The 24180-nt window shown below is 66.9% G+C and carries 19 protein-coding genes; 8 read left to right on the forward strand and 11 right to left on the reverse strand.

Annotation, left to right across the window (positions count from 1 at the left end):
* Positions 1-48 precede the first annotated feature (48 nt).
* From KBX50_RS12485 to KBX50_RS12520, 8 genes are read right to left on the reverse strand one after another with little or no spacing between them, the layout of a single operon-like run.
* Positions 49-780, reverse strand: a complete 732-nt coding sequence (locus tag KBX50_RS12485) for an ABC transporter ATP-binding protein (RefSeq protein WP_210937186.1) — start codon at positions 778-780, stop codon at positions 49-51.
* Positions 764-1561, reverse strand: a complete 798-nt coding sequence (locus KBX50_RS12490; RefSeq protein ID WP_210937187.1) for an ABC transporter ATP-binding protein — start codon at positions 1559-1561, stop codon at positions 764-766. Before KBX50_RS12490 ends, KBX50_RS12485 begins: the two co-directional genes overlap by 17 nt.
* Entirely contained in the window at positions 1558-2589 is a 1032-nt protein-coding gene (locus KBX50_RS12495) for a branched-chain amino acid ABC transporter permease (protein WP_210937188.1), read from the reverse strand. The genes KBX50_RS12490 and KBX50_RS12495 overlap by 4 nt, the downstream gene beginning before the upstream one ends.
* Entirely contained in the window at positions 2589-3449 is an 861-nt protein-coding gene (locus tag KBX50_RS12500; protein ID WP_307870932.1) for a branched-chain amino acid ABC transporter permease, read from the reverse strand. The genes KBX50_RS12495 and KBX50_RS12500 overlap by 1 nt, the downstream gene beginning before the upstream one ends.
* A 38-nt stretch (positions 3450-3487) precedes the next feature.
* Entirely contained in the window at positions 3488-4702 is a 1215-nt protein-coding gene (locus KBX50_RS12505; protein WP_210937190.1) for an ABC transporter substrate-binding protein, read from the reverse strand.
* 40 nt (positions 4703-4742) lie between these two features.
* The gene (locus tag KBX50_RS12510) at positions 4743-5333 is read right to left on the reverse strand and encodes an ATP/GTP-binding protein (RefSeq protein WP_210937191.1); all 591 of its coding nucleotides are present in this window, start codon (positions 5331-5333) and stop codon (positions 4743-4745) included.
* On the reverse strand, positions 5330-5734 hold the full coding sequence (locus tag KBX50_RS12515; RefSeq protein WP_210937192.1) for a roadblock/LC7 domain-containing protein: 405 nt from the start codon (positions 5732-5734) through the stop codon (positions 5330-5332). The genes KBX50_RS12510 and KBX50_RS12515 overlap by 4 nt, the downstream gene beginning before the upstream one ends.
* A complete protein-coding gene (locus KBX50_RS12520; RefSeq protein ID WP_210937193.1) occupies positions 5731-8094 on the reverse strand; it encodes a nitrate- and nitrite sensing domain-containing protein in 2364 nt (787 codons plus the stop codon). The genes KBX50_RS12515 and KBX50_RS12520 overlap by 4 nt, the downstream gene beginning before the upstream one ends.
* A 776-nt stretch (positions 8095-8870) precedes the next feature.
* Between KBX50_RS12520 and KBX50_RS12525 the strand changes: the two genes are divergently transcribed.
* The 3 genes from KBX50_RS12525 (at position 8871) to KBX50_RS12535 (ending at position 11448) form a co-directional block, all read left to right on the forward strand.
* A complete protein-coding gene (locus KBX50_RS12525) occupies positions 8871-9683 on the forward strand; it encodes a helix-turn-helix transcriptional regulator (protein WP_307870933.1) in 813 nt (270 codons plus the stop codon).
* Positions 9680-9874, forward strand: coding sequence for a DUF397 domain-containing protein (locus KBX50_RS12530; protein ID WP_210822044.1), 195 nt, complete (start codon positions 9680-9682; stop codon positions 9872-9874). The genes KBX50_RS12525 and KBX50_RS12530 overlap by 4 nt, the downstream gene beginning before the upstream one ends.
* Before the next feature lie 602 nt (positions 9875-10476).
* On the forward strand, positions 10477-11448 hold the full coding sequence (locus tag KBX50_RS12535) for a hypothetical protein (protein ID WP_210937194.1): 972 nt from the start codon (positions 10477-10479) through the stop codon (positions 11446-11448).
* Here KBX50_RS12535 and KBX50_RS12540 read toward each other — a convergent pair.
* Positions 11445-12089: an HAD family hydrolase gene (locus KBX50_RS12540; RefSeq protein WP_210822056.1), complete on the reverse strand. Its 645-nt coding sequence runs from the start codon at positions 12087-12089 to the stop codon at positions 11445-11447. The genes KBX50_RS12535 and KBX50_RS12540 overlap by 4 nt on opposite strands.
* Before the next feature lie 269 nt (positions 12090-12358).
* On the opposite strand from KBX50_RS12540, the gene KBX50_RS12545 reads away from it, so the two are divergent.
* Both KBX50_RS12545 and KBX50_RS12550 read left to right on the forward strand, forming a co-directional pair.
* Positions 12359-13528 carry a hypothetical protein gene (locus KBX50_RS12545; protein WP_210937195.1) on the forward strand — a complete coding sequence of 390 codons (1170 nt, stop codon included), beginning with the start codon at positions 12359-12361 and terminating at the stop codon, positions 13526-13528.
* Positions 13529-13540: 12 nt separating this feature from the next.
* A complete protein-coding gene (locus KBX50_RS12550; RefSeq protein ID WP_210822060.1) occupies positions 13541-14257 on the forward strand; it encodes a creatininase family protein in 717 nt (238 codons plus the stop codon).
* Between the two features lie 167 nt (positions 14258-14424).
* Here the strand turns inward: KBX50_RS12550 and KBX50_RS12555 are convergent, their stop codons facing one another.
* The gene (locus KBX50_RS12555; protein ID WP_210937218.1) at positions 14425-15204 is read right to left on the reverse strand and encodes a transposase family protein; all 780 of its coding nucleotides are present in this window, start codon (positions 15202-15204) and stop codon (positions 14425-14427) included.
* 489 nt (positions 15205-15693) lie between these two features.
* Here KBX50_RS12555 and KBX50_RS33580 point away from each other — a divergent pair, with 489 nt between their 5' ends.
* Positions 15694-21936, forward strand: a complete 6243-nt coding sequence (locus KBX50_RS33580) for an RHS repeat domain-containing protein (protein WP_210937196.1) — start codon at positions 15694-15696, stop codon at positions 21934-21936.
* A gap of 37 nt (positions 21937-21973) precedes the next feature.
* Complete coding sequence (locus KBX50_RS12565) at positions 21974-22765, forward strand: hypothetical protein (RefSeq protein ID WP_210937197.1); 792 nt, start codon at positions 21974-21976, stop codon at positions 22763-22765.
* Between the two features lie 136 nt (positions 22766-22901).
* On the opposite strand, the gene KBX50_RS12570 is transcribed toward KBX50_RS12565, so the two are convergent.
* Positions 22902-23480 carry an NUDIX hydrolase gene (locus tag KBX50_RS12570; RefSeq protein WP_210937198.1) on the reverse strand — a complete coding sequence of 193 codons (579 nt, stop codon included), beginning with the start codon at positions 23478-23480 and terminating at the stop codon, positions 22902-22904.
* A 157-nt stretch (positions 23481-23637) separates the two neighbouring features.
* Between KBX50_RS12570 and KBX50_RS12575 the strand changes: the two genes are divergently transcribed.
* On the forward strand, positions 23638-24063 hold the full coding sequence (locus tag KBX50_RS12575; protein ID WP_210937199.1) for a hypothetical protein: 426 nt from the start codon (positions 23638-23640) through the stop codon (positions 24061-24063).
* Positions 24064-24180 lie beyond the last annotated feature (117 nt).

Genomic DNA, 24180 nt, shown 5'->3' on the forward strand with positions numbered 1-24180 from the left:
CTGGTGGTGGCGGCCTCGTGATGGGGCAGTTTGCGACGGGGTTGGAGGTCATTGTTCGGGCTCCGGACACTCGTCGCCGGGGTGGGTGAGGGTGAGGTGCTGGCGCAGCACATCGCTGACCGTGGCGGCGGTTCGGGTGTAGCCGAGTAGCTGCCCGGAGGCGAGGACGTGCATGGTGTCGGCGATCTTCGCGGCCACACCTGCGTGCGGGAGCGCGGCGAGGACCGTCACTCCTCGGGCGGGCAGGTCCCGCAGCACCGTGATGATCTGGTCGGTGACGATGGGGGCGAGTCCTTCGGTGGGTTCGTCGGCCAGCAGCAGGCGGGGGGCGGTGCGCAGGGCGCGGGCTATGGTGAGCATCTGCTGCTCTCCACCGGAGAGCTGATGCGCGCGATGTCCCATGCGGGCGGCCAGCGGCGGAAACATGTCGAGAAGTTCCTCAACGGTCCACGTCTCGTCGCGGTCTCTGGCCGGTCTTGTGGCGGCGAAGTGCTCGCCGACGGTCAGCGACGGCCACAGTCGACGGCCTTGGGGAGCGAGCGCGACGCCAGCTCGCGCGGCGGCGGTGGGATGCCAGCCGGTCACTTCCCGGCCGTCGAGGTAGACGGTGCCGCTGGCGGGCCGCAGGTGTCCGGCGAGGGTGTGCAGCAAGGTGGTCTTGCCGGCTCCGTTGGGGCCCACGAGCGCGTGCACCCCTGAGTGGCGCAGGTCGAGAGTCACGCCGTGCAGGACCGGCGTCGCGTCCGGGTAGGCGACGGTCAGGTCACGGATGTGCAGCATCGTCACCCCCGTTGGTGCCGAGGTAGAGGGCGGCGACGGCCGGGTCGGCGCGCACGGCGTCGGCGGGGCCGTCGGTGTGGCGGCGTCCGTGGTGCAGCACGGTGATCCAGTTGGCGAACGCGGCGACGACATCCATGTGGTGCTCGACGAGTACGACGGCCATCCAGCTGGGCAGCTTGTGGAGGATGTCGAGCAGTCGGGCGGTTTCGGTGTCGGTGAGCCCGGCGGCGGGTTCGTCGAGCAGCAGGATCCGGGGCTGCCCGGCCAGCGCCACGGCCAGGTCGAGCATCCGCCGATGCCCATGCGACAAGCTGCCCGCCTGATGGTTGGCGTAGTCGGCCAGGCCGACCAGGTCCAGCACCTCCATCGGGGTGCGGTCGGGGTTGCGGCGGTGCTGCCAGCCCCCCATGCGCACGCAGTCGAGGCAGCTCATGGGCCAGGTGGCGGGGTGTTGGAAGGTGCGGCCGAGGCCGGCACGCGCTCGCCACTCCGGCCCGCGTCGGGTGACGAGCTGACCGTTGTAGGTGAGCTGGCCGGTCTGGGTTCGGGTGGTGCCGGCGAGCAGGTTCAGCAGGGTCGACTTGCCGGCGCCGTTGGGTCCGATGACCGCGTGCCGGTCACCTGGGGCGATGGCGATCGTGTCGAGGTCCAACACGGTGAGCGGGCCGTAGGCGTGGCGCAGGCCGGTGGCGACCAGCCCGGTGCCGTGCGCGTGATCGATGCGACGAGTGCCGCGCGGCGAGGGCGGCGGCTCGGCGGCGACGCGGTGGACGGTCCTCACGGCACACTCCCCACAGCGGGTTCGGTCACCTCGCTGGCCGGGCGGATGCGCGAGCGGCGTGGCCGACGTAGGCGGCCGGGCAGCGCGGTCAGACCGCCGGGCAGCAGGTAGACAGCGGCGACGAACAGGCCGCCGAGTAGCAGCGGGGCGTGGCCGGGGAAATCGGCGGCGACGATGTCACGGCCGGTGAGCACGATCACCGCGCCGACCGCAGCGCCCGGCAGCGATTGCGCGCCGCCGATGATGACGGCGAGCAACGCCAGAGCGGCGGTGCTGAAGCCGACGTCGGCTGGGGTGATCCACCGGTGGGTGTGGATCAGCAGCGCCCCGGCGATGCCGGCCAGTCCCCCGGCGGCGGTGTGCACCGTCCACAGGTAGGCGTGGACGGGATGACCGCTGGCACGGGCGCGGTGCTCATTGCTGCGGGCGGCGGTGAGCAGCAGCCGCCGCTGCCCGCCGAGCAGCCACACCGCCACAGCCGTCGCCGCCACCATGATGGTCGAGGCGTAGAGCAGCACCGTGCGGTCGCCCAGCAATGGTGCCTGCCCGGGCAGGAGGCGGGGTGCCGGGATACCGGCGAGGCCGTCGGTGCCGCCGCTGACCGCCCGCCACTGCCCCGCCGTGATCGCCGTCAACTCAGCGGCCGCCAGGCTCAGCATCAAGAAAACCGAGCCCCGGTAGCGGACCAGCACCGCCCCGACCAGACCCGCGACGACCGCACCAAGGGCGGCTGCACAGAGCAGGTGCACGATGGTCACATCGATGCCCGTGAGGGCAAGGCGGGCGGTGAGGTAGGCGCCGGCGGCGTAGGGGGCGACATGGGCGAGGGTGGGCAGGCCGGCGTGCCCGGTGACCACCGCGACGCTGACCGCCAGCAAGGCCAGGGGCAGCATCCGGGCGACGGTGACATGCAGGTACGGATCCGGTGACACCGCCACGGCGATGATCACCACAACTGCCAGAGCCGCAGGCACCATGGACAGCGGCCGGATCCGAAAGATGGCGGCGGTCGGGACGTACGCGCTCATCACGCCACCTGACCGGGCAGGGAGGTGCGGCGGGCGAGCAGTACCACGGCCATCGCGGTGATGAGCAGGTACGGCGCCAGCGCCGGGATGGTGACCACACCGACGGTCTGTACGACACCGACGCCGATCGCCGCGGCGACGGCGCCGGGCACGGAGCCGAGACCACCGCAGACCACGATGATCAGCGACAGCAGCAAGGTCGCGTCGGCGGTGCCCGGTCCGACGCCGAGGATGGGAGTGGCCAGCGCTCCGGCCAGGCCGGCGAGCGCCCCGGCGGCCACGAGCACACCGGCGTCCACGGTGCGGGGGTTGACGCCGATGCCGGCCACCATCGCCCGGTCGTCGACGGTGGCCCGGATCAGCCGACCCGCACGGCTTCGCTGCAACACCACATAGCCGGCAACGGCGACCAGCACGGCGACGGCGACCACGGCGAGCCGGTCGACCGGGTACCGGTACCCCGCGACCACGACGGTCGCCTCCAGCGCCGCGGGCATCCGGGGCCGCAGTACGTCCGACCCGAACACCGTTGTCAGCAGGTCCCCGCCGATCAACGCGACGCCGAAGGTCAACAGCGCCTGATCCAGGTGCCCTCGACCGCGCAGCCCGGCGGTCGCCGCCGCGAGGATCCCTCCCCCGGCCGCCCCTACGAGCGTGGCCAAGATGATTGCGGCGGCGAGGCTGCCCCAGGTGCCCGAGGTGTTGGTCGCGGCGATGTAGCCGCCGGCCGCGACGAGGGTGCCGTGCGCGAGGTTCAGCACTCCACCGGCACCGAACGCCACGGTCAGCCCGGCGGCGGCGATCGCCAGGAGCAGCCCGTAGGCGACCCCGTCAACAGCGGTGATCACGACGGTGTTCACACGTACGGCACCCCTCAAATTGGTCGTGTCGACGGACGTCAGGTGGTGGGCAGGGTGGTCAGGTCCTGCAGCAACACGTTGGACAGCACCGGTCCGTCGGGTTTGACCTCGCGCAGGTACCAGCGCTGCACCGGCCGGTGCTCGGTCGGGTGGAACTGCCAGTCCCCGCGCGGGCTGTCGATGCGCCCCACCTGCCCGATCGCCGCGTTCAGCGTCTCGCCGGTGACGGTGCCGTCGATGGCGGAGAGGGCGCGGTCGAGGACCGCGGCGGCGTCGTAGGAGGCCATCGCGAATGTGGTCGGCTGTCCGGGATAGCCGGCGGCGGACCAGGCGGCGACGAACTGCTGGTTCGTCGGGTGCGGCAGGGTCGGGCTGTAGTTGAGGACGTTGCGGATGCCGGTGGCGGCCGCGCCCTGGGCGTCGAGCACGGCTCCTTCGGTGAGGAATCCGGCCGCGTACAGCGGTACGTCCTTGAGTGCGGACTGCTGGTACTGCTTGACGAACGCGACGGCGGGCCCGCCGGCGTAGAAGGTGTACACGGCGGTGGGTTGGGTCTCGGCGGCCTTGTTCAGGTATGGCAGGAAGTTCTCCGTGCTCGGGAACGGTGTGAACACCGTTTTCCCGTCCGGGTTGGCGAGTTTTCCGCCCAGCCGGGTGAACGTGTCGGTGAAGCCGCGCAACTCGTCCCAGCCGCCCTGATAGTCCGGTCCGACCGCGTACACCGTCCCGTCACCGACCTGAGCCTTGATGTACTCGGCGATCGCGATCCCTGGCTCGTCGGAGTTGTAAGAGGTGTGCCACGTGTAGGACAGGTCGCGGGGCTTGCCGGCGACGGGGGCGAATTCGGGTCGGGCGTTCGCGCCGAGCAGGGGGATGCGCCGTTCGTGGGTGAGGGTTTGGACCTTGTCCACCGTGGCGCCGCCAACCAACCCGGTCAGCGCCACCACCCGGTCACGTTCCAGGAGCTTCTGCGCGGCCGGCACGGCGGTGGCGGGGCCATCGCCCTCGTCGGCGACGACCAAGTCGATCTCACGGCCACCAAGACGGCCGTCGTGGGTGTCCAGATAGAGCTGGAATCCGCGCTGCATGTCCTCGCCGACGCTGCTGTAGATGCCCGACAGCGACACCAACAGCCCGATGCGCACCCGGTCGTCGTCGGCGCTGCCGCTGGTGCACGCCGCACCGGTAGCGAGCAGGGTAGCGGCGGTGACGGTGGCGATTGGTCGTCGCAGTCGTGAACGGACATGTCGCATGAGCTGTGCTCCTTCTCTTCGAGGGGTGGAGGCCAGGCGGTCAGGAAGCGACGATGGCGGGCATCGGCGTGGTGGCGATGACGTGCTCAACCAGGGCGATGAGCAGTCGGCGGACACTGTCGCGGTCGCGGGCGTCGACCTCGACGATGGGCACATCACCGGCGAGGGTGAGCGCGTTGCGAATGTCATCCGCCGCGTACGTGCGGGTGTCGGGGAACTGGTTGACCGCCACCACGAACGGCAGCCGGTGACGCTCGATGTAGTCCAGGTGCCGGAACGAGTCCGCAAGCCGGCGGGTGTCGACCAGCACCACCGCCCCGACCGCGCCTCGCACGATCGCGTCCCACATGAACCAGAACCGTGCCTGGCCCGGCGTCCCGAACACGTAAACGGTGACGTTGCTGATGGCGAGACGACCGAAGTCCATCGCCACCGTCGTGGTGACCTTCCCCGGGCTGTGCGACGTGTCGTCGCCACCGGCCGTCATCCGGGCCTCGGTCGTCAGCGGCACGATGTCCGACACCGCCCCGACCAGCGTGGTCTTGCCCACCCCCAAGGGCCCGGTCAGCACGATCTTCAACCCCGGCGGTCCACCTGTCGGTGGACGGAGCGTCGTGACTGGCGCGGTCATCGGGCGCCGGCCGCCGCTGCCGCGAACGACGGGTTCAGGTGGGAGTCGCCCACCTGCTCGGCGAATCGTTCCAGTTCTGCGGTGACGAATGCCAGATCCGCGTCCCGACGTGCCAGTACGAGCAGTGACGCGCCGCGGCTCAGGCTGGTCAGGATCAGGTAGCCCCGGTCGGTGTCGGTGATGTTGCCCCGTACCCCGCCCGCGTTGAGTTCGTCGGCGGCGCCTTTGAGCAGGCTGTTCAGTCCGGCTGCGACGGCGGCGAGGCGTTCGGCGGCGTCGACGTTGAGACCGTCGGTGAACGCCAGCAGGAGTCCGTCGACGGACACCGCGACGGCGTGACTGACGCCGTGCACCACGCGCACGTTGTGGTTCAGCAGGAAACTCAGGTTGCTGGTACTCATCGTTGTCCTTCTTTCGGCTGGAGGGAGCTGCGGCCGAGGCCGCGCTGGTAGGCCCCTGCGGTTTGGGCCAGGCCCGTGGTCGCATGGCGGCGCTTCTCGGCAGGGGAAGGCCGGGGCGAGGGCGTGAACGCCGTGGACGGTTGCCGTTTAGGCAGTCCGTTCGACGTGGTCGTCGCGCTGCCACCGGGCGGTGCGGCCACGGCGATGTGCACGGTGCCGCCCTCCTCGAACCATTCGGATCGGCGGTGCTTGTCGGCAGTCTGTTGATAGATGGGGGGCGGTTCCTGCCCGCCAGGGCGAACCGGTTGCGCGGGGATCTGCGGCAGGGTCTGCGTTGGTGTGTCCGCCGCCAGTGCTGACCGGCCGGAAGGAGCAGCCGGGCGAGGTGCCGGGGCGGCGGGAAGGGACAGGTCGGAGGCGGGGGTGCCGCCCGGGGCGCGTCTGCCAGCGACCGGTCCGGTCGGCAGCGCGACACGCTCGGGGATCCGGATCAGGAGTTTGTCGGCGGGGATCTCGACCTCGGCGACGGTGCCGTGCGGTGACGCGGGCAGCAGCCGCACCCGCAGCCCGTGCGCGGCGGCCAGCAGGGCTACCGTGGCCACGCCTTGGCGGCGGATGTGCTCCACCCCGATCATCGGCGACGGCGCCGCCAACTCCGCGTTGAGCTGGTCGAGAAGGTCCGGCCTGATGCCTTTGCCTGTGTCGGTGACCTGCAGGACCACCCGGTTGCCCATCAGATGGCCGGTGACGACCACGTCGCCGGGGTTGTAGCGGGTGGCGTTGTCCACCAGCGACGCCAGCAGATGGACCAGATCGTCGATCAGCGCTGGCGGCACGAGGATCCGGTTGTCGACCATGCCGACGATGACCCGTCGGTACTCCTGGATCCGGCTCTGCGCCGCCTGTACCACCGTCACCAGCTCAGCCGGCTCCTCATAGGCCACCCCGAGCGTCCGCCCCGACAGCACCAACAAGCTCTGCGTACCGTGGAGCAGCTGCGCCGCCAGGGTGTCCACCGCGAACAACGTCTCCAACGTCGCCGCGTCCTTCTCGTCCCGCTCCGCACGGTCCAGCTCACCCAGCAGCCGGTTCGTGATCCCCTGGCACCGCCGCCCCACCGCCTCCACCGCACCCACCGCCACCAGCCGCTGCCGCGCCAGGTCCGTCGAGATCTGGTACGTCGTAGCCGCGAGCGTGTCGAAAGCGGCCGCAACCTCGTCGACCTCGTCCCGAGTCGCATCCGGTGCCAGGGTGCGTGGCGCAGGGGGTACCGATCCGGGGTCGGCGGGATCCGCCGCAGCCACCCGCCGCACCAGCGACGGCAGCTCGTCTGTGGCCATCCCGGTGACGGCGTCGCGGACCCGCCGCAGCCGCCGCGCCAACGCCCGTCCCTGCCACGACGCCAACAGCGTCGCTGCCACCACGAGCACCATCGCCGCACCGGACAGCACCCCTGTGGTCACCCACTGCCGGCTCCGCGCCCGCCCAACCTCCGCCAGGATGTCGCCGTCGATACGGGTCTGCACCTCGTGCAGCCGGTCCCGACGTTCACCACTCGCGGCAAGCCACCGTCCGGGGTTCACCCGCAGCCGCTGACCAACCTGAGTCCGGGCGATCTCGTCATCGAACCGCTGGGCCGCCAGCACCTGCTCGCCGGTCAACGCCTGATCCAGCCAACCCCGCCACACCGCCGGCGACCGCTGCGACACCACCAGCAACGCCTCATCGAATCCCGCCCGCGTCGCCGCCAGATCCCGCTGCACCGCCTGCGACACCAGCCGGCCACTACCTGCCGCCACCGCGACCTGTTGGATACCGGCGTACTCCGACGCCTGCGACAACGCCGCCGCCACGCGCAACTGGTCAGCCAACGTGCCATCGGCGCCGCCGACCTGGCCCACGGCTTCCCGCACCGCCAACCCGCGGCCGATCGCCGCCCGATACCGCACCAGCACCGCCGTCAACGACGCCGACCGCGCCTTCACCTGCTCCCGAAACGCCGGCAGCAGCCGCAGCTGCTCATCCCATGGACCGACCAGCCGCGCCATTGCGGGCTGGGACAGGTCCAGCTCGGCCCGGCGCTGCCGGTAGGCGTCAATCGCGCTGTCGGACACAGCGCCCTGCTCCAGAAAAGCATTCAACCCGCCACCGACATCCGAGACCACCGCCGCCGCGACCTGACGCTCCCGATCAAGCTGATAGAGCACGTCACCGACAGCCGACGAGGTCGCCACCAGCAACTCCAGCCGATTAGCAGCCATCGCCTGGTGCCCCGTCGAGGTCACACCCCACGCGGCGAAGAGCACGGTCGCGGACAGCGGAATGGCCAGCAACAACGCCAGTCTCCGGGCAACACGCACAATAAGAACCCTTCAAATCGCAGCGCCATTGACCTATGCCAACAGCGAGACAGATTCACGAAGCCGAGCGCCACCAGCGGCGCCCGCGTGGGCCATCTCCGCGGACCCGGTGGGCCACCTGGGAGCTGGTTGTGCTGACGTCGTAGCGATCGATGTCGTCGGCGTCCTCGCTCGGACGCCCCATCTCGCAGCGTTCTCCAACCTCGTCACCCCTGAACCCGGCTCTGCTGGTGATCAAACTTGCTGCTGGACTTCGCGGACCGGCCGACCGCTGCTACCGCCCTGCACACAGGTAATGCAGCGACCAGGACTTCCGCACCGGCCACACCACGTTTCAAGAACTCCGATAGGTGACCATCCCGACCGACGACCAATAGCCAGACTGATCAAAACCACAATCGCCAATCGCAACGCACCGACGCCGCCCACCTTCGAGGACGAACACGGATTGGCAGTTCGTTGCCCGAGCAGAGCGTTCCTGCCATTCACGGAGATCATGCCGACGACTGGCCTGCGCCGGGAATGCCGACCTTGGGTCCGACCTCATGTACCCACTTGCGGTCCGACCAGCCTCTGGCCTGGGGAAACAACGGCGGACCGTCAGGCGGCATCAAGGGCACCCAACGGATTGGGGGGTTACAGTGACCTCACCCGGCCGACTGCACCGTCGACCGGGCTTGCGTGGTCCGTGGAGGCTGCCGGTGAACCGTCCCAGTCCGTACGTCCGCCGACGATGGCTCGGACGCGAAATCCGTCGCCTGCGGGAGTAGCATGATGTGACGGGCGAGTCCATTGCCCGTGCGTTGCAATTTCCGCGACAGCAGATTAGTGCTTTGGAAAACGGACATCTCGGCCCTGACATCGATCTCGTCAGCGGAATTTGTGACTACCTATCGGTAGGCGTGAAACGGCGGACCGCGATCATGGATGCGGCGGCCGACGGATGGGCGCGTGGATGGTGGGTGGCCGAGGCCCAACGGATGGGCGTCCGACAGGCCATCTACGCCGACCTCGAAAGCGGCACCAAAACCATCACCGAGTACGCCATTTCGCTAATCCCCGGCCTCCTCCAGACACCAGCGTTCGCCGACGCCCGGCTGCGCAGCGAACCCGCCCGTCACGGTAACAAATTCGATCCCGCCGCCGCAGTCACCGCCCGCGCTCGCCGCCAGGGCCTGGTGCTCGCCGCTGGCGGGCCGCGGTACGAAGCCGTCATCGACGAGATCGCGATCCGACGTTGCGCCGCCGACCCCGTCGTCGTCGCCGAGCAGCTTCGACACATCGTCGATGTGTGCGCGCACCATCCATCCGTGACCGTCCAGGTGCTGCCCGTAGATGCATCGATCAGGGGTCACAGCGCTCCCCGGTCCGCGTACTCGATCTACCGTTATCGCGACCCGCAGAGCTCACAGGCCATCGCGGTCGACACCCTCACCCACGACGTGATCCACACCGACCCAGATGAGCTGGACCCCTATTTGAGCCTGCACAGCCGGCTCAAGACCGCCGCGCTCTCACCTGAATCGAGTATTCGTCTCCTCCGCGCCGCGGCGGAGCGCCTGGCACCCACTGAAGGAGTCTCGGTATGACACACCAGCACATCTGGCGCAAGTCCAGCTACAGCGACGACGGCAACTGCGTCGAGGTTGCCAACACCACCAAACCGGTCCTGGTACGGGACTCGAAGAACATCGCCGGACCGGTGCTGCGGTTCCAGCCGGAACAATGGCACGCCTTCACCGAAGCCGTTCGTGATGGTGGATTCGCATCCCCATCGTGACAGAGAGGCACAAGCACCTCTCGCGTCACGACCCGGGCAAGACGCGCCCGGCTTCAGGGGGCTCGCGATACCGCGTCCATAAGTAGCGTTACCGAGACGGGCTCCCGTCTCGGTGACGCCGCCCGGGACTTCCTTGACTCTGAGTGTGCTCGCCACCACGATGGCGACAGCCAGAAACCGCACGCCACGCGGCAGCGTCTCCCGGCGTCCGGCGAGCCCGCTCGCCTATCTGTACCGGTCCGGTCGGTTCTCGAAAGGAGGTGTTGGTGCCTCGTCATCCGGAGACGATGATCACGCCGAACAGGCTCATGGCCGAGCGACGTGCCAGTTTGTCATCGCCGCGGCGGCCTGGGCAGCGCATGTCCCGGGCCGAACTTGCCGATGTGGTCAACGCCGCTCTGGATCAGCTCTACCCGGGCAGGGACCTCGTCGCTCACTACGTCGACCACCGATGGGTGGGCAAGCTGGAACGCGGGGAGCACCGCTGGCCCAGCGAGCAACGCCGCGCCGCTCTCCGACGTGCTCTCGGCGCCACCACTGACGCTGATCTCGGCCTCTACAGCCCACGACGAACGCCACCCGGTGACCCCGGTCCAGATGCCGTGAGCCGCCTCGTTCCTGCTCCGACGCGCATCGATTTCACCGGGCTCCGTGCCTGCCTCGACGCATTCGACGTTCCCCCCGACGGCCCGGTCCGGCCTGCGGATGACCTTCGCGCCGCCGTGAACCAGGTCGTGCGTCTGCGCCTTACCTCGAACTACCACCAGCTCGCGACCGTTGTCCCCGCCCTACTCGATGAGCTGCACCGCGCGCGACTCACCTGCACCGGCGCACGACACGAGAGCATCGCCGCCCTGTTGACTCAGGCGTACCGGGCGGCGGACGCTCTTGCGGACAAGTTCGGTCACCACGACCTGTCAGCCCGCATCATCACCATGATGACCAGTACAGCTCAAGACACATCGGACCCAGCAATCATGGCGACGGCCCAGTACGTACGCGGGGAGCTGTTTTTCCACAACGGCCGGCCGGACCTGGGACGGGCGCTGCTGGAGCGGGCCGCAGCCAACATCAGCTCCTGCACGAGCCAAACCGGCCGGGCGGCATATGGTGCCCTGCACATGCGCGCCGCAGTACTCGCTGGCCTCGCCCAGCGACCATCGCGAGCCTGGGACCATCTACAAGAGGCCGAGGTTCACGCACGGGCGGTGCCTGAGGGCGAATATCACGGCACCGCCTTCGGCCCCTCCTCGGTCCGCATACACAGAATGACCTTCGCCCTCGACTCCGGCGACCCTGACGCCGCCCTGCGCGCGGCTGAGGGCTGGGCCCCACCGACAACCGTTCCCAGCGAACGTCGCTCCCACTTCTACATCGACCTGGCCCGCGCCCACGCTCAGACGGGCACTCCTGCGCAAGCCGTCGATGCGCTGCTGCACGCAAGGACAGCAGCGCCCGAACACACCCGCATCCACCCTCACGTGCGTCAGGTCCTCGCCCTGCTGCGCTCACGAGCATCGACGGACGACCGCCTCTCCGAGTACGCGCGATGGGCAACGGCAGCGGTCGGCTAACCCGGCCGAACCAGACCGGGCAACTGCTCCAACGACTCCAGCACCCAGACACCGTGCTCGGCCATCACAGGGTCGCCAGCCCACAGATGCCCCCAAGGGCCACGCTTGATCAACGCCGACCGCAGCCCAGCAGCCTGAGCAGCTCTCACGTCATAGTCACGGTGGTCACCGACGTACAGGATCTCGTCCGCGCTGCCGCAGGCGAACTCGACAACCCGTGTGAAGAACCGTGGATCCGGTTTGGCAACCCCCCACTCGCCGGACGTCGCGACAGCATCGACCGGCAGCGCCAATTGCCGCAGCAGCTCCGCGGCCCGGCTGGTCTGGTTGCCAGCCACACCAACCCACAACCCGACTCTCCGCAACTCAGCGAGGGCGGGACGAACGTCCGGATACAGATCATCCTCGCTGATCATCTCACCGTGACCAGCACGCTCACGGCGCTCACGTTCGACCGAGAGATCGATGCCGGGACGCAGGTACTGAAACGCTTCGGCGTTGTTGCGGCCCTGCGCCACAACGATCCCCACCAAAGCCGACAAGGTATGCCTTGGCACGCGCAGCCAGTCAGCCCACGCCTGGAACTCCCGAGTGTCATCCAGCAGCGTCTCACCGACATCGAACACAACAGACCTGATCACGTACGACACCTCCGGGAAGGGCCAGCGTTCTACTCTAAAGGGCTGCCTCCGGGCGGCACTCCCATCTATGGGAGAGCCATCCGGTGCGGCACCGGCAGGGTGTTTACTTTCCATCGGGGGTGTCGACTACCCATGCGGCTCGATCGGCACTTGCCTGCCCCACGAGGGAGGTGTAGATGCCGCGCCACCCCGACACCGTCATCACGCCCAACAGGCTGCTCGTCCAGGCCCGCCAACGCCTGACGTCACCGCACCGGCCCGGCCAGCGCATGTCCCGAGCCGAGCTGGCCGACGCCATCAACACCGCCCTCGACCTCCTCTACCCCGGGCGAAGCCTCACCGCCCACTACGTCGACCACAGATGGGTCGGCAAACTCGAACGCGGAGAACATCGCTGGCCCAGCCGCGAACGCCGCACTGCCCTCCGCCACGTGCTCGGCGCCACCACCGACACCGAACTCGGCCTCTACAGTCCGCGGCGTACCCCGGACGCCATCCGATCCGGCCATGTCCCGGACCAACCGGCTACGCGCCGGCCACTCCACGTCCGCGTCGGTGGCAAACTTCTCGACGGCGATCCAGAGGCATGGCTACATGCACTCGACGAGTTCACGAACCAACCCATGCGAACCTGGCCTCAACTCAGAGGCCGTGTGCAGGAGTACCTCGAAGTTCTCGATGATCTCCAGGGCGGCCACGGTCGTCCGCACCTTGCACGGGTCGATGCCCGCTGGTCGGAGTTCATGAGTTGGATCGCCGACAACACCGCCGCGCCCGAAGGTTGGGCGTGGCTTGACCGGCCGCACCGTCGCGCGATTGAGGCTGATGACGCATCGCTTGCCGCCTACACGCTCATGCGGCAGAGTCAACGTGCCCTCGACAACGGCGACGTTCGGGCGGCGATTGTCTTCTCACGCCGCTCCCTGGCACCCCGTTCGGTACCAGCCCGAACCCGCGCGCTGTGCCTTACCCGCATGGCCGAGGCATTAGCTGCCAGCGGCGACGACGAGGCACGTACCGCAATCATGGCGGCCCAACATGAGCTGCCCGGCGTGGATGCCAACGCGGTCGATGAGGACGACTTCGCCCGACACTGCGACCCGCGCTACGTTGCCGCAGTTGACGCCCGCTGCCGGCACTTGCTCGGTGATCCGGCATCCGCCACCACGATCTTCGAGGAGCTCCTCAGCGACCTAGCCGCCATCGCACCGATCGACGCCGGACTCTGGCACGCACACCTCGCCGAGTGCTACCTGCACTACGACCCGGAACGCGCTGCCGACCACGGAATGAGCGCGCTGCGGCTGGCGGACGAGGCCGCCTCCTACCGTGTCATACGCGCTACCCAGCCTCTCGCGATAGCGCTGCGCCGGCACAGCGCACTGCCCTCAGCCCGGACCTTCATCGACAGGCACCGCACCGCAGTGACAACCCAGTGACAAGATGACCCTATGGACCTGCTGCCGCTTATCACCAGCACCGACGTCGCCGCGAGCGCACCTGAGGTAGCCGTTCTACCCGTCGGCAGCTTCGAGCAGCACGGTTCGTTTCTACCGCTGACCACCGACACGATCGTCGCCACCGCAATCGCTGCGGCCATCGCGCGACAGCACAACGTCCTGGTCCTGCCGCCGATCACGCTGTCGTGCTCGCACGAGCACGCCGGCTGGGCCGGTACCGTCAGCATCAGCCACCAAACCCTCTCAGCGGTCATCGAGGACATCCGGTCCTCGCTCGCCGCGAGCGGAATCACCCGGCTGGCCATCGTCAACGGCCACGGCGGCAACTACGTGCTGTCCAACATCGTGCAGACCGCCAATACCGTGACGCCCGGCTCGATGACGCTGTTCCCAACCCGCACCGACTGGGCAAAAGCCCGGCAAGAAGCGCGCTTGGACAGCGACGCCCACCACGATATGCACGCCGGTGAGCTGGAAGTTTCCATCCTGCTACACGTACAGCCCCACGCGGTCGGCGAGGACTTCAGCGCTGGAGACCACGCCGCAGACGACCGACCGATGCTGCTACTCCACGGGATGAGCGCGTACACGAAGACGGGCGTCATCGGCCGCCCCTCAGCAGGCACCGCAGCCAAGGGCAAAGCCCTGCTGGCAAGCCTCGCGCAGTCGTTCGACGATCATCTCGCCGCCCTGCTGAGCCAGGGGTGACGGGAACAGTCCGACCGATCCTGTGAAGGGAGGCGAGAACCGCGCCGTCCCGCCACCTGTCGGTGTATAGATCCGAGTGCAGAGGTACGTACGGCTGCAAGTGCAACCTGATGCCTAAAGGACGTCTCGTAACTCGGTGAAGGCGTTGCCTGGTAACGGTGCTGGTGTCAGCCGAGCAGGATGATGTTGTGGAGGTGGGCGATGCCGGAAGCGGTGTCGGTCAATGTGTGGGCGGCGCGGCGGTAGTCGCGCAGGATCTTGAAGCACTTCATGCGGGCCAGGGCGTGTTCGACCTGCGCTCGGACGGTGCGGTGCTGCTTGTTCAGGTCCTTCTTCCAGACGGGTAGCTCGCTGCCGTCGGTGGGTTTGCGGTAGGGAATGATCACGTCGGGGTTGCCGCGGTAGGCGCCGTCGGCCATGACCGGCCTACCTGCGAGCTTGGCGTCGATGCCGGAGGTGCGGTAGACGATGGTGTCGTTGCGGTTGCCGGGCTGCGGGTCACCGAGGGCGACGACGAGACGGGTGTGGGCGTCGATGGCGACCTGCAGGTTCGTGGAGTAGCGGTAGTTCTTGCTCGGTGCGGCGAGGCGGTGGTCGCGGGTCGGGACGAGGGTGCCGTCGACGATGGCGATCTGGTCTACCCGACGTCGGCGTACCGGAGCCAAGGCGAGGAGCGGGCCGAGGGTGTCGATGACCCTGTGCGCGGCGGAGTGCGACACCCCGAACAGGGGACCGATCTGCCGCATCGTCAGGTTCGTCCGCCAGTACGCCGCGACCAGCAGCACCCGATCAGCCAGATCGAGCGACCACTGCCGCCCCGGCCGACCATCAGCGATCGCGTCACCGCCCCGCTCAGCGACCAACTTGACCAGCCGGCGGAACTGGACGGGCTGCAGCCCGGTGAACGGGAAGATCCACTCCGGGCGGGCTGCCGAGATCACCTGCACCCCGACATGATCCACCATGGACAGGCGACGGAGTTACGAGACGTCCCTTAGTTCGGTATGCGTCCGGCGAGTCGCTGCCTACTCTGACGACGGTCCAAGTCGGTGACGTTGCGTTACGGGATGTTGCTGAGCCGTCCGTTCTCTCGGCGTGCGGATCTGCCGATGTGCGGATGCTCGATCGAAGGGCTGGCGGCCAGTCGCGCTTGAGGCCGGCGAAGATGACCGCGAGCGTACGGGCTTGCACTGTTGGTCCCATCCACCGTGCCGCTCGGCATCGCATCGGGCCGACGGGCTTCACCTCTCGCTACCCGACTCAAATCGCATCCCGATCTACGCCTGCGAACCCGTGGACCTCGGTCACCGAAGGTGCTGCCGCAGCAGGTTTGATTCATGTTTGGCCGCTTTGTGGTAGCAGTTTGTAGTCGCTCTTGCTCTCTCCGTTGTGGGCCTCTACGTTTCGATCACTTTGCTCGCGGAGGTGGAGCTGTGGTGGACGACACGGTCGAGGCATCGACTGTCTTCGTGTTTCTCGAGAAGCTGTTGCATCGGGGCGCATTGGTCGCGGTGATGGTATTGGCGGTGACGCTGTTGCCGTACGTACCGTCGGCGTCTGCTGCGCCGTCGGCTCCGGGGGTGTCGAAGGACCGGTCGGTGCCGGTGTCCAAGATGGGCAGCCGTTCGGCGTCTATGTCGCAGTCGGCGGGAGAGCAGTGGAAGGCAGGGTCGGGTGCGTCGCCGGCGGCTGGCAGCGCGGTCCTGGAGGTGCGGGAGCCTGCCGTGGCAAGGAAGGCGCCCACGACCTCGGTGGGTGGCTTGCCGGTGCGGGTGATGAGGGCCAACGGTGCGGCACCGTCGCGGGTGCGAGTGGAGGTGCTGGACAAGGACGAGGCGGAGACCGCAGACGTGCCGGTCCTTGCGCGTGTCTCTCGCGCAGACGAGCAGTCCGCCGAGGCGAGGGTGGGGGTGGAGTTCGACTACTCGACCATGCGGGGCATGTTCGGCGCCGCATGGGCCTCCCGTCTGCAACTTGTGCAGTTCACTGATTGCGCGCAGCCGTCTGACACTGATGCCTGCGAATTGCATGTCATCCCGAGCAAGAACGACAGCGTCCGCGAGGTCGTCACGGCCGATGTGTCCCTCGCTCTGACGGCCCCTGCGGATGTCTCCTTCGGAGCCACTCAGGAGACAATCCCTAGCGCTGTCGTAGCTCTGGTAGCGGGGACATCGAGTCAAACTGGCACCTTCGCCAAGACGCAGCTGGCGTCGTCGGCGAGGTGGGCGGCGGGAGCCCAGTCCGGTAACTTTTCGTGGTCTTACGACATGCCGGTGCCGGAGTCTGCGGGCGGGCTGGATCCTGAGATCGCGTTGGACTACTCGTCGGGTCGAGTGGACGGGCAGACAAACGGGGAAAACACCCAGACATCCTGGGTAGGGGAGGGCTGGGACTACAACCCGGGCTACATCGAGCGGTCCTACCGTCCGTGCAAGGACGACCTGGCTAACGCGCCTGCCTACACCAACGCCACCGCAGATCTGTGCTGGCGGGACCACAATCTAACTCTCGTGCTGGACGGTCAGTCCACCGAGCTGATCCGCAACGACGCCACCGGCGCCTGGCGTAAGGCCAACGACGACGGCACCAAGATCGAGTATGTGACCGGTGGGACGCAGACCACTCACAACTGGAACAACGAGCGCTGGAGGTTGACCGCCCCCGACGGCACCAAGTACCACTTCGGTTGGAACTGGGTCGACAACCGCGAGACATTCTCCACGCTCGGCGCCCCTGTTTTCTCCAACCACACCGGTGAGCCGTGCTACAAGGCTGGCGGGTTCGCTGGCTCCTACTGTGCGATGGCCTACCGGTGGAACCTCGACCGCGTCGAGGACCCCGCCGGCAACGTGATGTCGTTCTTCTACACCAAGGAGTACAACCGCACGGCGCGCGCAGGGAACGCCAACACGGTGTCGACCTATGACCGGGCGGCGTACCTGTCGCGTATCGAGTACGGGTCGCGCGGCTACCCGCAACCGACCACTCCGGCCATGCAGGTCCTGTTCACCACGGCCGACCGGTGTCTGTCCTCCTGTGGAACCGCAACCACCCCGACCACTGCGAACTGGCCCGACACCCCGTGGGACCTGAGATGCTCCGGCACCACGTGCAGCATCGGCGCTCCGACGTTCTGGACCGCACGACGCTTGCAGTCGATCACTGCGCAGGTCTACAGCGGCTCCTCCTACGTGACGGTCGACACCTGGTCATTCACCCACCAGTTCCCGGCAACAGGCGAGGACGCCGCGCTGACCTCACCCGCCTTGTGGCTGGCCTCGATCACCCGCACCGGTGGGCACGGCACCTCCACCCAGGCGCTGCCAACGGTGACATTCGGGGGCACGCGGATGGCCAACCGTACCGATCACAACGTGACCGCCGGGGTGCCACTGACGAACAAATACCGGATCACCAGTGTCGCCAACGAGACCGGCAGCCAGCTCCAGATCACCTACGAGGCATCAGACTGCACCGTGACATCCCTGCCCGCGGACCCCGCCACGAACACCAAGCGGTGCTTTCCGCAGTACTACACGCCACCGGACAACGTCGGTGGCTGGGGATGGTGGAACAAGTACCGGGTGACCCAAGTCCTCGAGAGGGACCTGGTCGGCTCCTCCCCCGACATGGTCACCGCTTACGCCTACGCCACCTCCGCCCCGGTGGGCGCAACCACCGTCGGGTCCTCCACGCCGGTGCTGTGGCATCACAACGACAACGCCTGGGGCTCACCGCTGGAGCAGCGCAGCTGGTCAGACTTCCGCGGCTGGGCCGTGGTGACAGTCACCGAGGGAGCGACCACTGGCACCCGCTCGCAGTCCCGGTACGTCTACTTCACCGGCATGCACGGCGACCGAACCGACGCCGGTGAGAACACCCGCTCGGTCACCATCACCGCCTCGGACGCCTTCGTCCTGTCCGACTTCAATAGCTACACCGGCATGCTGCGCGAGGAGATCCTCTACGACGCCGCCGGCGGCCAGCCCGTCGAACGCACCATTTATGGCCCGTGGCGACACCGCACCGCCCTGCGCGTCGAATCAGCCACCCACGCACAGCCCACCACCTTCGAAGCGTGGTACGCCCAGCCGCGGGTCTTCCACACCTACACCTGGATCGCCGCGACCAACACATGGCGCCGCGCAGAGGTGTTCCACCAGTTCGACACCACCTACGGCGCCCCGACCACCACGACCGACAACGGCGACAACGCCGTCACCGGCGACGAGACCTGCACCAGCTACAGCTACGCCCGCAACACCACCGCCTGGCTCATCGACTACCAAGCCGAGGAAATCGTCACCGACTGCACCGCCTCACCGGGCCCCGCCAACGTCCTCTCGGGCAGCCGCGTGTACTACGACGGCTCCGCCACGCTCGGCGCCGCGCCGACCAAGGGCCTACCCACCCGGGTAGACGACCTAGCCACCTACACCGGCACCACCGCGAACTGGATCACCACCGACACCAGCACCTACGACGCCCACGGCCGGATCAAGACCAGCACCGACGCCCTCAACCACACCACCACCACCACCACCTACACACCTGAGCTGGGCAGCCCGGTCACGGCAGTAACCGAAATCAACGCCGCCGGCCACGACACCACCGACACCCTCAACCTGCGTGGACAGACGACCACCTCGATCGACGCCAACGACAAGGTCAGTCACGCCCAGTACGACCCGCTGGGCCGACTGACCAAAACCTGGCTACCCGGCCGTCCCACCAGCGTCACCCCGAACACCGAGTACGTCTACAGCGTCACCAAGACCGCACCCACCACCGTACAAACCAAGACGCTGGGCCCGAACGGCAACCAGATCAGCTCTTTCGAGATCTACGACGGTCTCCTGCGCCTGCGGCAAACCCAAAGCACCGCACCCGACGGCAAACGCGTCATCGGCGATGTCCGCTACGACTCACGCGGTCTGACCGTCAAGGCGTCCGCGTTCTACAACAACGCCAGCGGCCCCACCGCCACCCTGGTGAGCTTCGCCGATGCCGACGTGCCCACCCAACGCCGCTACACCTACGACGGCAACGAAGACCTCACCCGTGACGCCCTGTGGTCCCACAACACCGAGAAGTGGCACACCACCCTCACCTACGACGGCGATCGCACCAACATCGACCCACCCGCCGACGGTATCCCCACCACCACTATTGAGGACGCCAACGGCCGCACCATCGCCCTGCGTCAATACCAGGGCACCGGTCCCACCGGCGGCTACGACGAGACCACCTACGCCTACGACCCGCTCGATCGACTCACCACCGTCACCGACCCGGTCGGCAACACCTGGACCCACACCTACGATCGCCTCGACCGCGTCACCGGCACCACAGACCCCGACGTCGGCGAACGCATCTACGGCTACGACAACAACAACCAACTCACCAGCACCACCGACGGCCGCGGCGAGGTGCTGCATCGCACCTACGACGCCCTCGGTCGCATCACCGCACTGCGCGACGACAACGCCACCGGCACCTTGCGCGCCTCCTGGACCTACGACACCCTCGCCAAGGGTCAACTCACCTCATCAACCCGTCACCACAGCAGCGGCTCCTACACCCAGCAGGCCGACGGCTACACCGACCTGTACCAGCCCACCAGCACCACCCACACGATCCCCGCCAGCCAAGGCGCCCTCGCCGGTACCTACATGACGGAATACGGCTACCACCCCGACGGAACCCTGGCGACTGTTGATTTGCCCGCCAAGGGCGGCTTGGCCGCTGAAACAATCACCTCCACCTACACCGACCAGGGATACCTTGCCGGTGTCACCGGACTGGACACCTACCTCGCCAGCGCCCAGTACTCATGGCACGGCGCACCCAAGCAACAAATCCTCGGCTCCGGCGGCAAACGCGTCCGCCTCACCACCACCATCGACGACGCCACCGGCCGCCTCGTCACAGCCGAGGTCCACACCGAGAACCCCGCCGCCTCCGATACCTGGGTGGAGAAGCTCACCGAGCAGTACAGCTACAACGCCGACGGCAACATCACCAGCATCACCGAAACCAACGGCGGCACCACGATCGCCAATCAGTGCTTCGGCTACGACTACCTGCAACAACTCACCGAAGCCTGGACCACCACCGCCGCCACCTGCCAAAGCACACCCAGCCAATCCATCGTCGGCGGCGCCGACGCCTACTGGTACTCCTACACCTACGACAAGACCGGCAACCGGCTCACCGACACCCGGCACACCACCGACGGCGACACCACCCGCACCTACACCTACCCCACCCCAGGCGCGCCGCGACCCCACGCCGTCACCGGCATCACCACCGATGGCGGCGGACCCACCACCGCCTACACCTACGACAACGGCGGCTACCAGAAAACCCGCAACAGCACAGGCAACCCCAACCAAACCCTCACCTTCGACGCCGAAGGCCACCTCACCGACCTCGCGAACGGCACCAACACCCACACCTACATCTACGACGCTGAAGGCAACCGCCTCATCGCCGACAATCCCGGCACCGACAGAATCCTCTACGTCGGCGGCAACGAGTATCGGCTCAGCCACACCACCGGCCAGGTCACTGCCACCCGCTATTACCCCAACGCGGTCCGCACTACCACCGGCGGCCTCACCTGGACAGCCACCAACCACCACGGCACCACCCAACTCGCCATCGACGCCACCACCCAAACCACCACTAGTCGGCGCCTCACCCCCTTCGGCGAAAACCGCAGCACTCCACCCGGCACATGGCCGGACGACAAGGGCTTCGTCGGCGGCACCACCGACCCCACCGGTTACACCCACCTCGGCGCCCGCGAATACGACCCCACCACCGGCCGCTTCCTCACCGCCGACCCCCTCATCAACTACACCGACCCCCAAACCCTCAACGCCTATACCTACGCCGCCAACAACCCCAACCTCTACTCCGACCCCGACGGCCTACACCACACGCGCGAAGCCGGCGCCGGAGGCAGCATCGGAGGATCCGGACCACGCGGGGCAACCGGCTCCATCAACACCGGAGGATGGGCACCCTTCCGGTCGTCCTTCCCGAGGGGCAGCCGCAGCAAAGGCAGCAACCGAGCGCGCGCCAACACTGCCGCCAAAACTAGCCGTGGCGTGAGCATCTCACGAGTCACAAGCCAAGCCCGATCCGTGGCGCAACGGGCAGCGCGCAAGGCCGCAGCAAAAGCCAAGGAGGCGGCGAAGCGAAGGTCTTCGACAAAGGTCAACGTAACCCCGAAAAAGACCAAGAAATCCGCTTCCAAGGCAACCCCTTCACGGAAGAAGGCAGAAAAATCATCCAAGTCGTCCACCAAAAACGCAAAACAGAAGGTGGTCAAGAAAAGCGGCAAGGAGCTGGTAGAGGAAATTGCGGAGGAGGTTGTTGGTGAAGGGCTGGCTCAGCTTGACGCGCGCCTCAGCGATCGCCAGTGGAACAGAGTCCGCGATAAGCCATGGTTGCTCACCATGTTCCGGGGTTCAGAGGTTCACAAGATAACGGCACAGCGACTCGACCAGCGCTATCCGGGCCGCTTTACCTACCGAACAACAGGGCCGGACTTCCTTGACACGGCTACGGGCCGGGTGATCGAGTTGACCACACCAGGTGAGGTCTCTGCCCATAAGCGGAGAGGGCCCCACTATCGTGGGATAGAATATGCACTCTATCGGTGGAAGTAGGGAGCGACGAACCGTGGTGCGCAACGGGAGTGGCGGCGTGACTTCGGACGGGCAAGATCGGCAAGTATTTGACCACGCCCACATCGTGGGGGTCGACTACGCTGAACAAGGCCTGAAAGGTTTTACGGCGATTGGTTCCACCTTCACCAGGTGCAGCTTCGACGGCCTGCGTCTGAAAGGCGCCTCATTCGGAGCTGGTATGGAGCAGACAACCTACGTTGACTGCACATTCGACAATGCGCAAATTTCCGGCAGCGCAGGTTTTTCACGCTTCGTCAACTGCGATTTCCGGGGCACGCGTATCTCGAACCTCGTCACCGACTACTGGGAGCTCATCGGCTGCCGTTTCACTGGATTCATCAAATCGATCACATTCTGGGGTGCGCCCCCGCCAGGTTCGGCCAATTCGTATGCCTCGAACGTACGGTGGTTGGAGCGCGAAGGTAAGGCCGAGCCACCTGGATATCGAGACCTCGCCTTGCGGCCAATTAACGTAATTGATCGAAATGACTTTTCCGGCGCCAGTTTCTCTGACGTTGCGTTTCGTCGCGGTGTCGACCTGTCTCGACAGAGACTTCCTGACAGTTCTGATTACCTCTACGTCCCAGGTGCGGAGCAGGCATTGCTGAAGGCCCTCGAAGAAATTTCTAGCGGCGCCGCGCATGACGAGACTGGATTATCCGAATCAATGATCCGTTCAATGATGGAGCGTGAGGTTACAGCGGGCCAAAAACAGTTCTTCTTGCGTGAGGCCGACTATGCCCGCAAGGGCGTTATTCCCCAGTACGTCAAGACCGTTTTTGAACTTCTGCGACAAGGCTCACGCTGAGCTTTCGAAGTAGCGGTCGATAGCTTCGAGTGATCATGACGTGGCGCACGGCCAATTCCAGGAGCTGATAAGTAAGCCGCCGAGAGGAAGCTCGGGGCTGCCTGCGACAGCCGGTGCTCCGTTGGCATGGCTTCGGTCAGAGTGTGGCGAGCTTGGAGATCAGGCGTTCCATATGGGGGTCAAGGGTTTGAGGATCAGCGTCACTGATCTCCTGGGGAGTCCACCATCGGATACCTCGGAATTCGCCGGGGTCGGGGGTGAACACCTGATCGCGGCTGCTGGCTAGGACAAACCACAGGCTGACATCGGTGTGCCATTGTTCCAACGTGCCAACGGTCTCCGTGACGGTGAGGAAGAGGGGACGTTCACCAAGTTGGGGGAGGAACACGGCAGGGACACCGAGTTCCTCCGCCGTTTCGCGCCGCACGGTGTCTGCCGGGTGCTCCCCGGGTTCGACGTGACCGCCGGCGGGTAGCCACAGGCCGGCTTTGATGTGGTCTACCAGGAGGACACTTCCATCCAGGTCGTCGTGCAGGAGAAAGTAAGCGACCAGGTGCGGCGAGGGGGTCCGCGGCTTTACACGGCGGAACACGTCGTCGGTCTCGCGGAGCCAGGCGAGGGACTCCTGACGATGACGAGCCTCAAGGTCGTCGTAGGGTTGCAGCTTGTCGATGAGCGCGTAGATCTCGTCGAGGAGTTTGGTCGTCGCCTGCATCAGCTCAGTCTCTCAGTGCGCGAGGACCGTCCGGATCTGCCGCAGGCCGCGCGCTACGCGGCGTCACCGCAACCGGATCAACCCGGCACCGGTCGTGGCGAGAACAATGCGCCCCCTGCCGCCACCGGAGGAACGTCCGTCTCGCTACGCTTTAACTGTGGCCGATCTGCCAGAGACGTGGTGTGTTCCGGTCGTACGTGCGGACTTCCGCGACGACGGCGTGTGGGAGCAACTCAAGGGCGAGATCGTGAGCCCCACGGAAGAGGGCTTCGTGGCCGGTGTCGAGTTCGCCGAGGACCGAGCGCTGAACGGCCTCAGCGGTGCGGCAATCGCCGCCGGCTATCCTCGCGCCTACCCACGTCAGTACAGACACCCGGTGGTGTTCGTCGTCGACGCCGTCACCATCGCGCTGCCGGAACGTCCCTTGCTCGTCGTTAATCTGAACGAAAGGGACGAGACTGACCCGTTCAGGACACTGCCACGGCAGGTCCAGGCGATCGAGAACAACCTATCGATCGCGAACATGGACCTTGTTGAGTTCGCGCGCTTGGCAGGCCCGGACGGCATTTTTCGAGGCTTCTGAGCGCAACGCCGGCCGGCCAACACCGCATCGCCCGGATGCCTTGATCTGCCGCCGATCGTGCGCGGCGCTCAGTCGGGGCCTTCACGCGTCGTGATCGGCCGTGCGGTCAATGTTCGA

It is taken from the genome of Micromonospora sp. C51 (assembly GCF_018070435.1).
Lineage (GTDB): Bacteria > Actinomycetota > Actinomycetes > Mycobacteriales > Micromonosporaceae > Micromonospora > Micromonospora sediminimaris.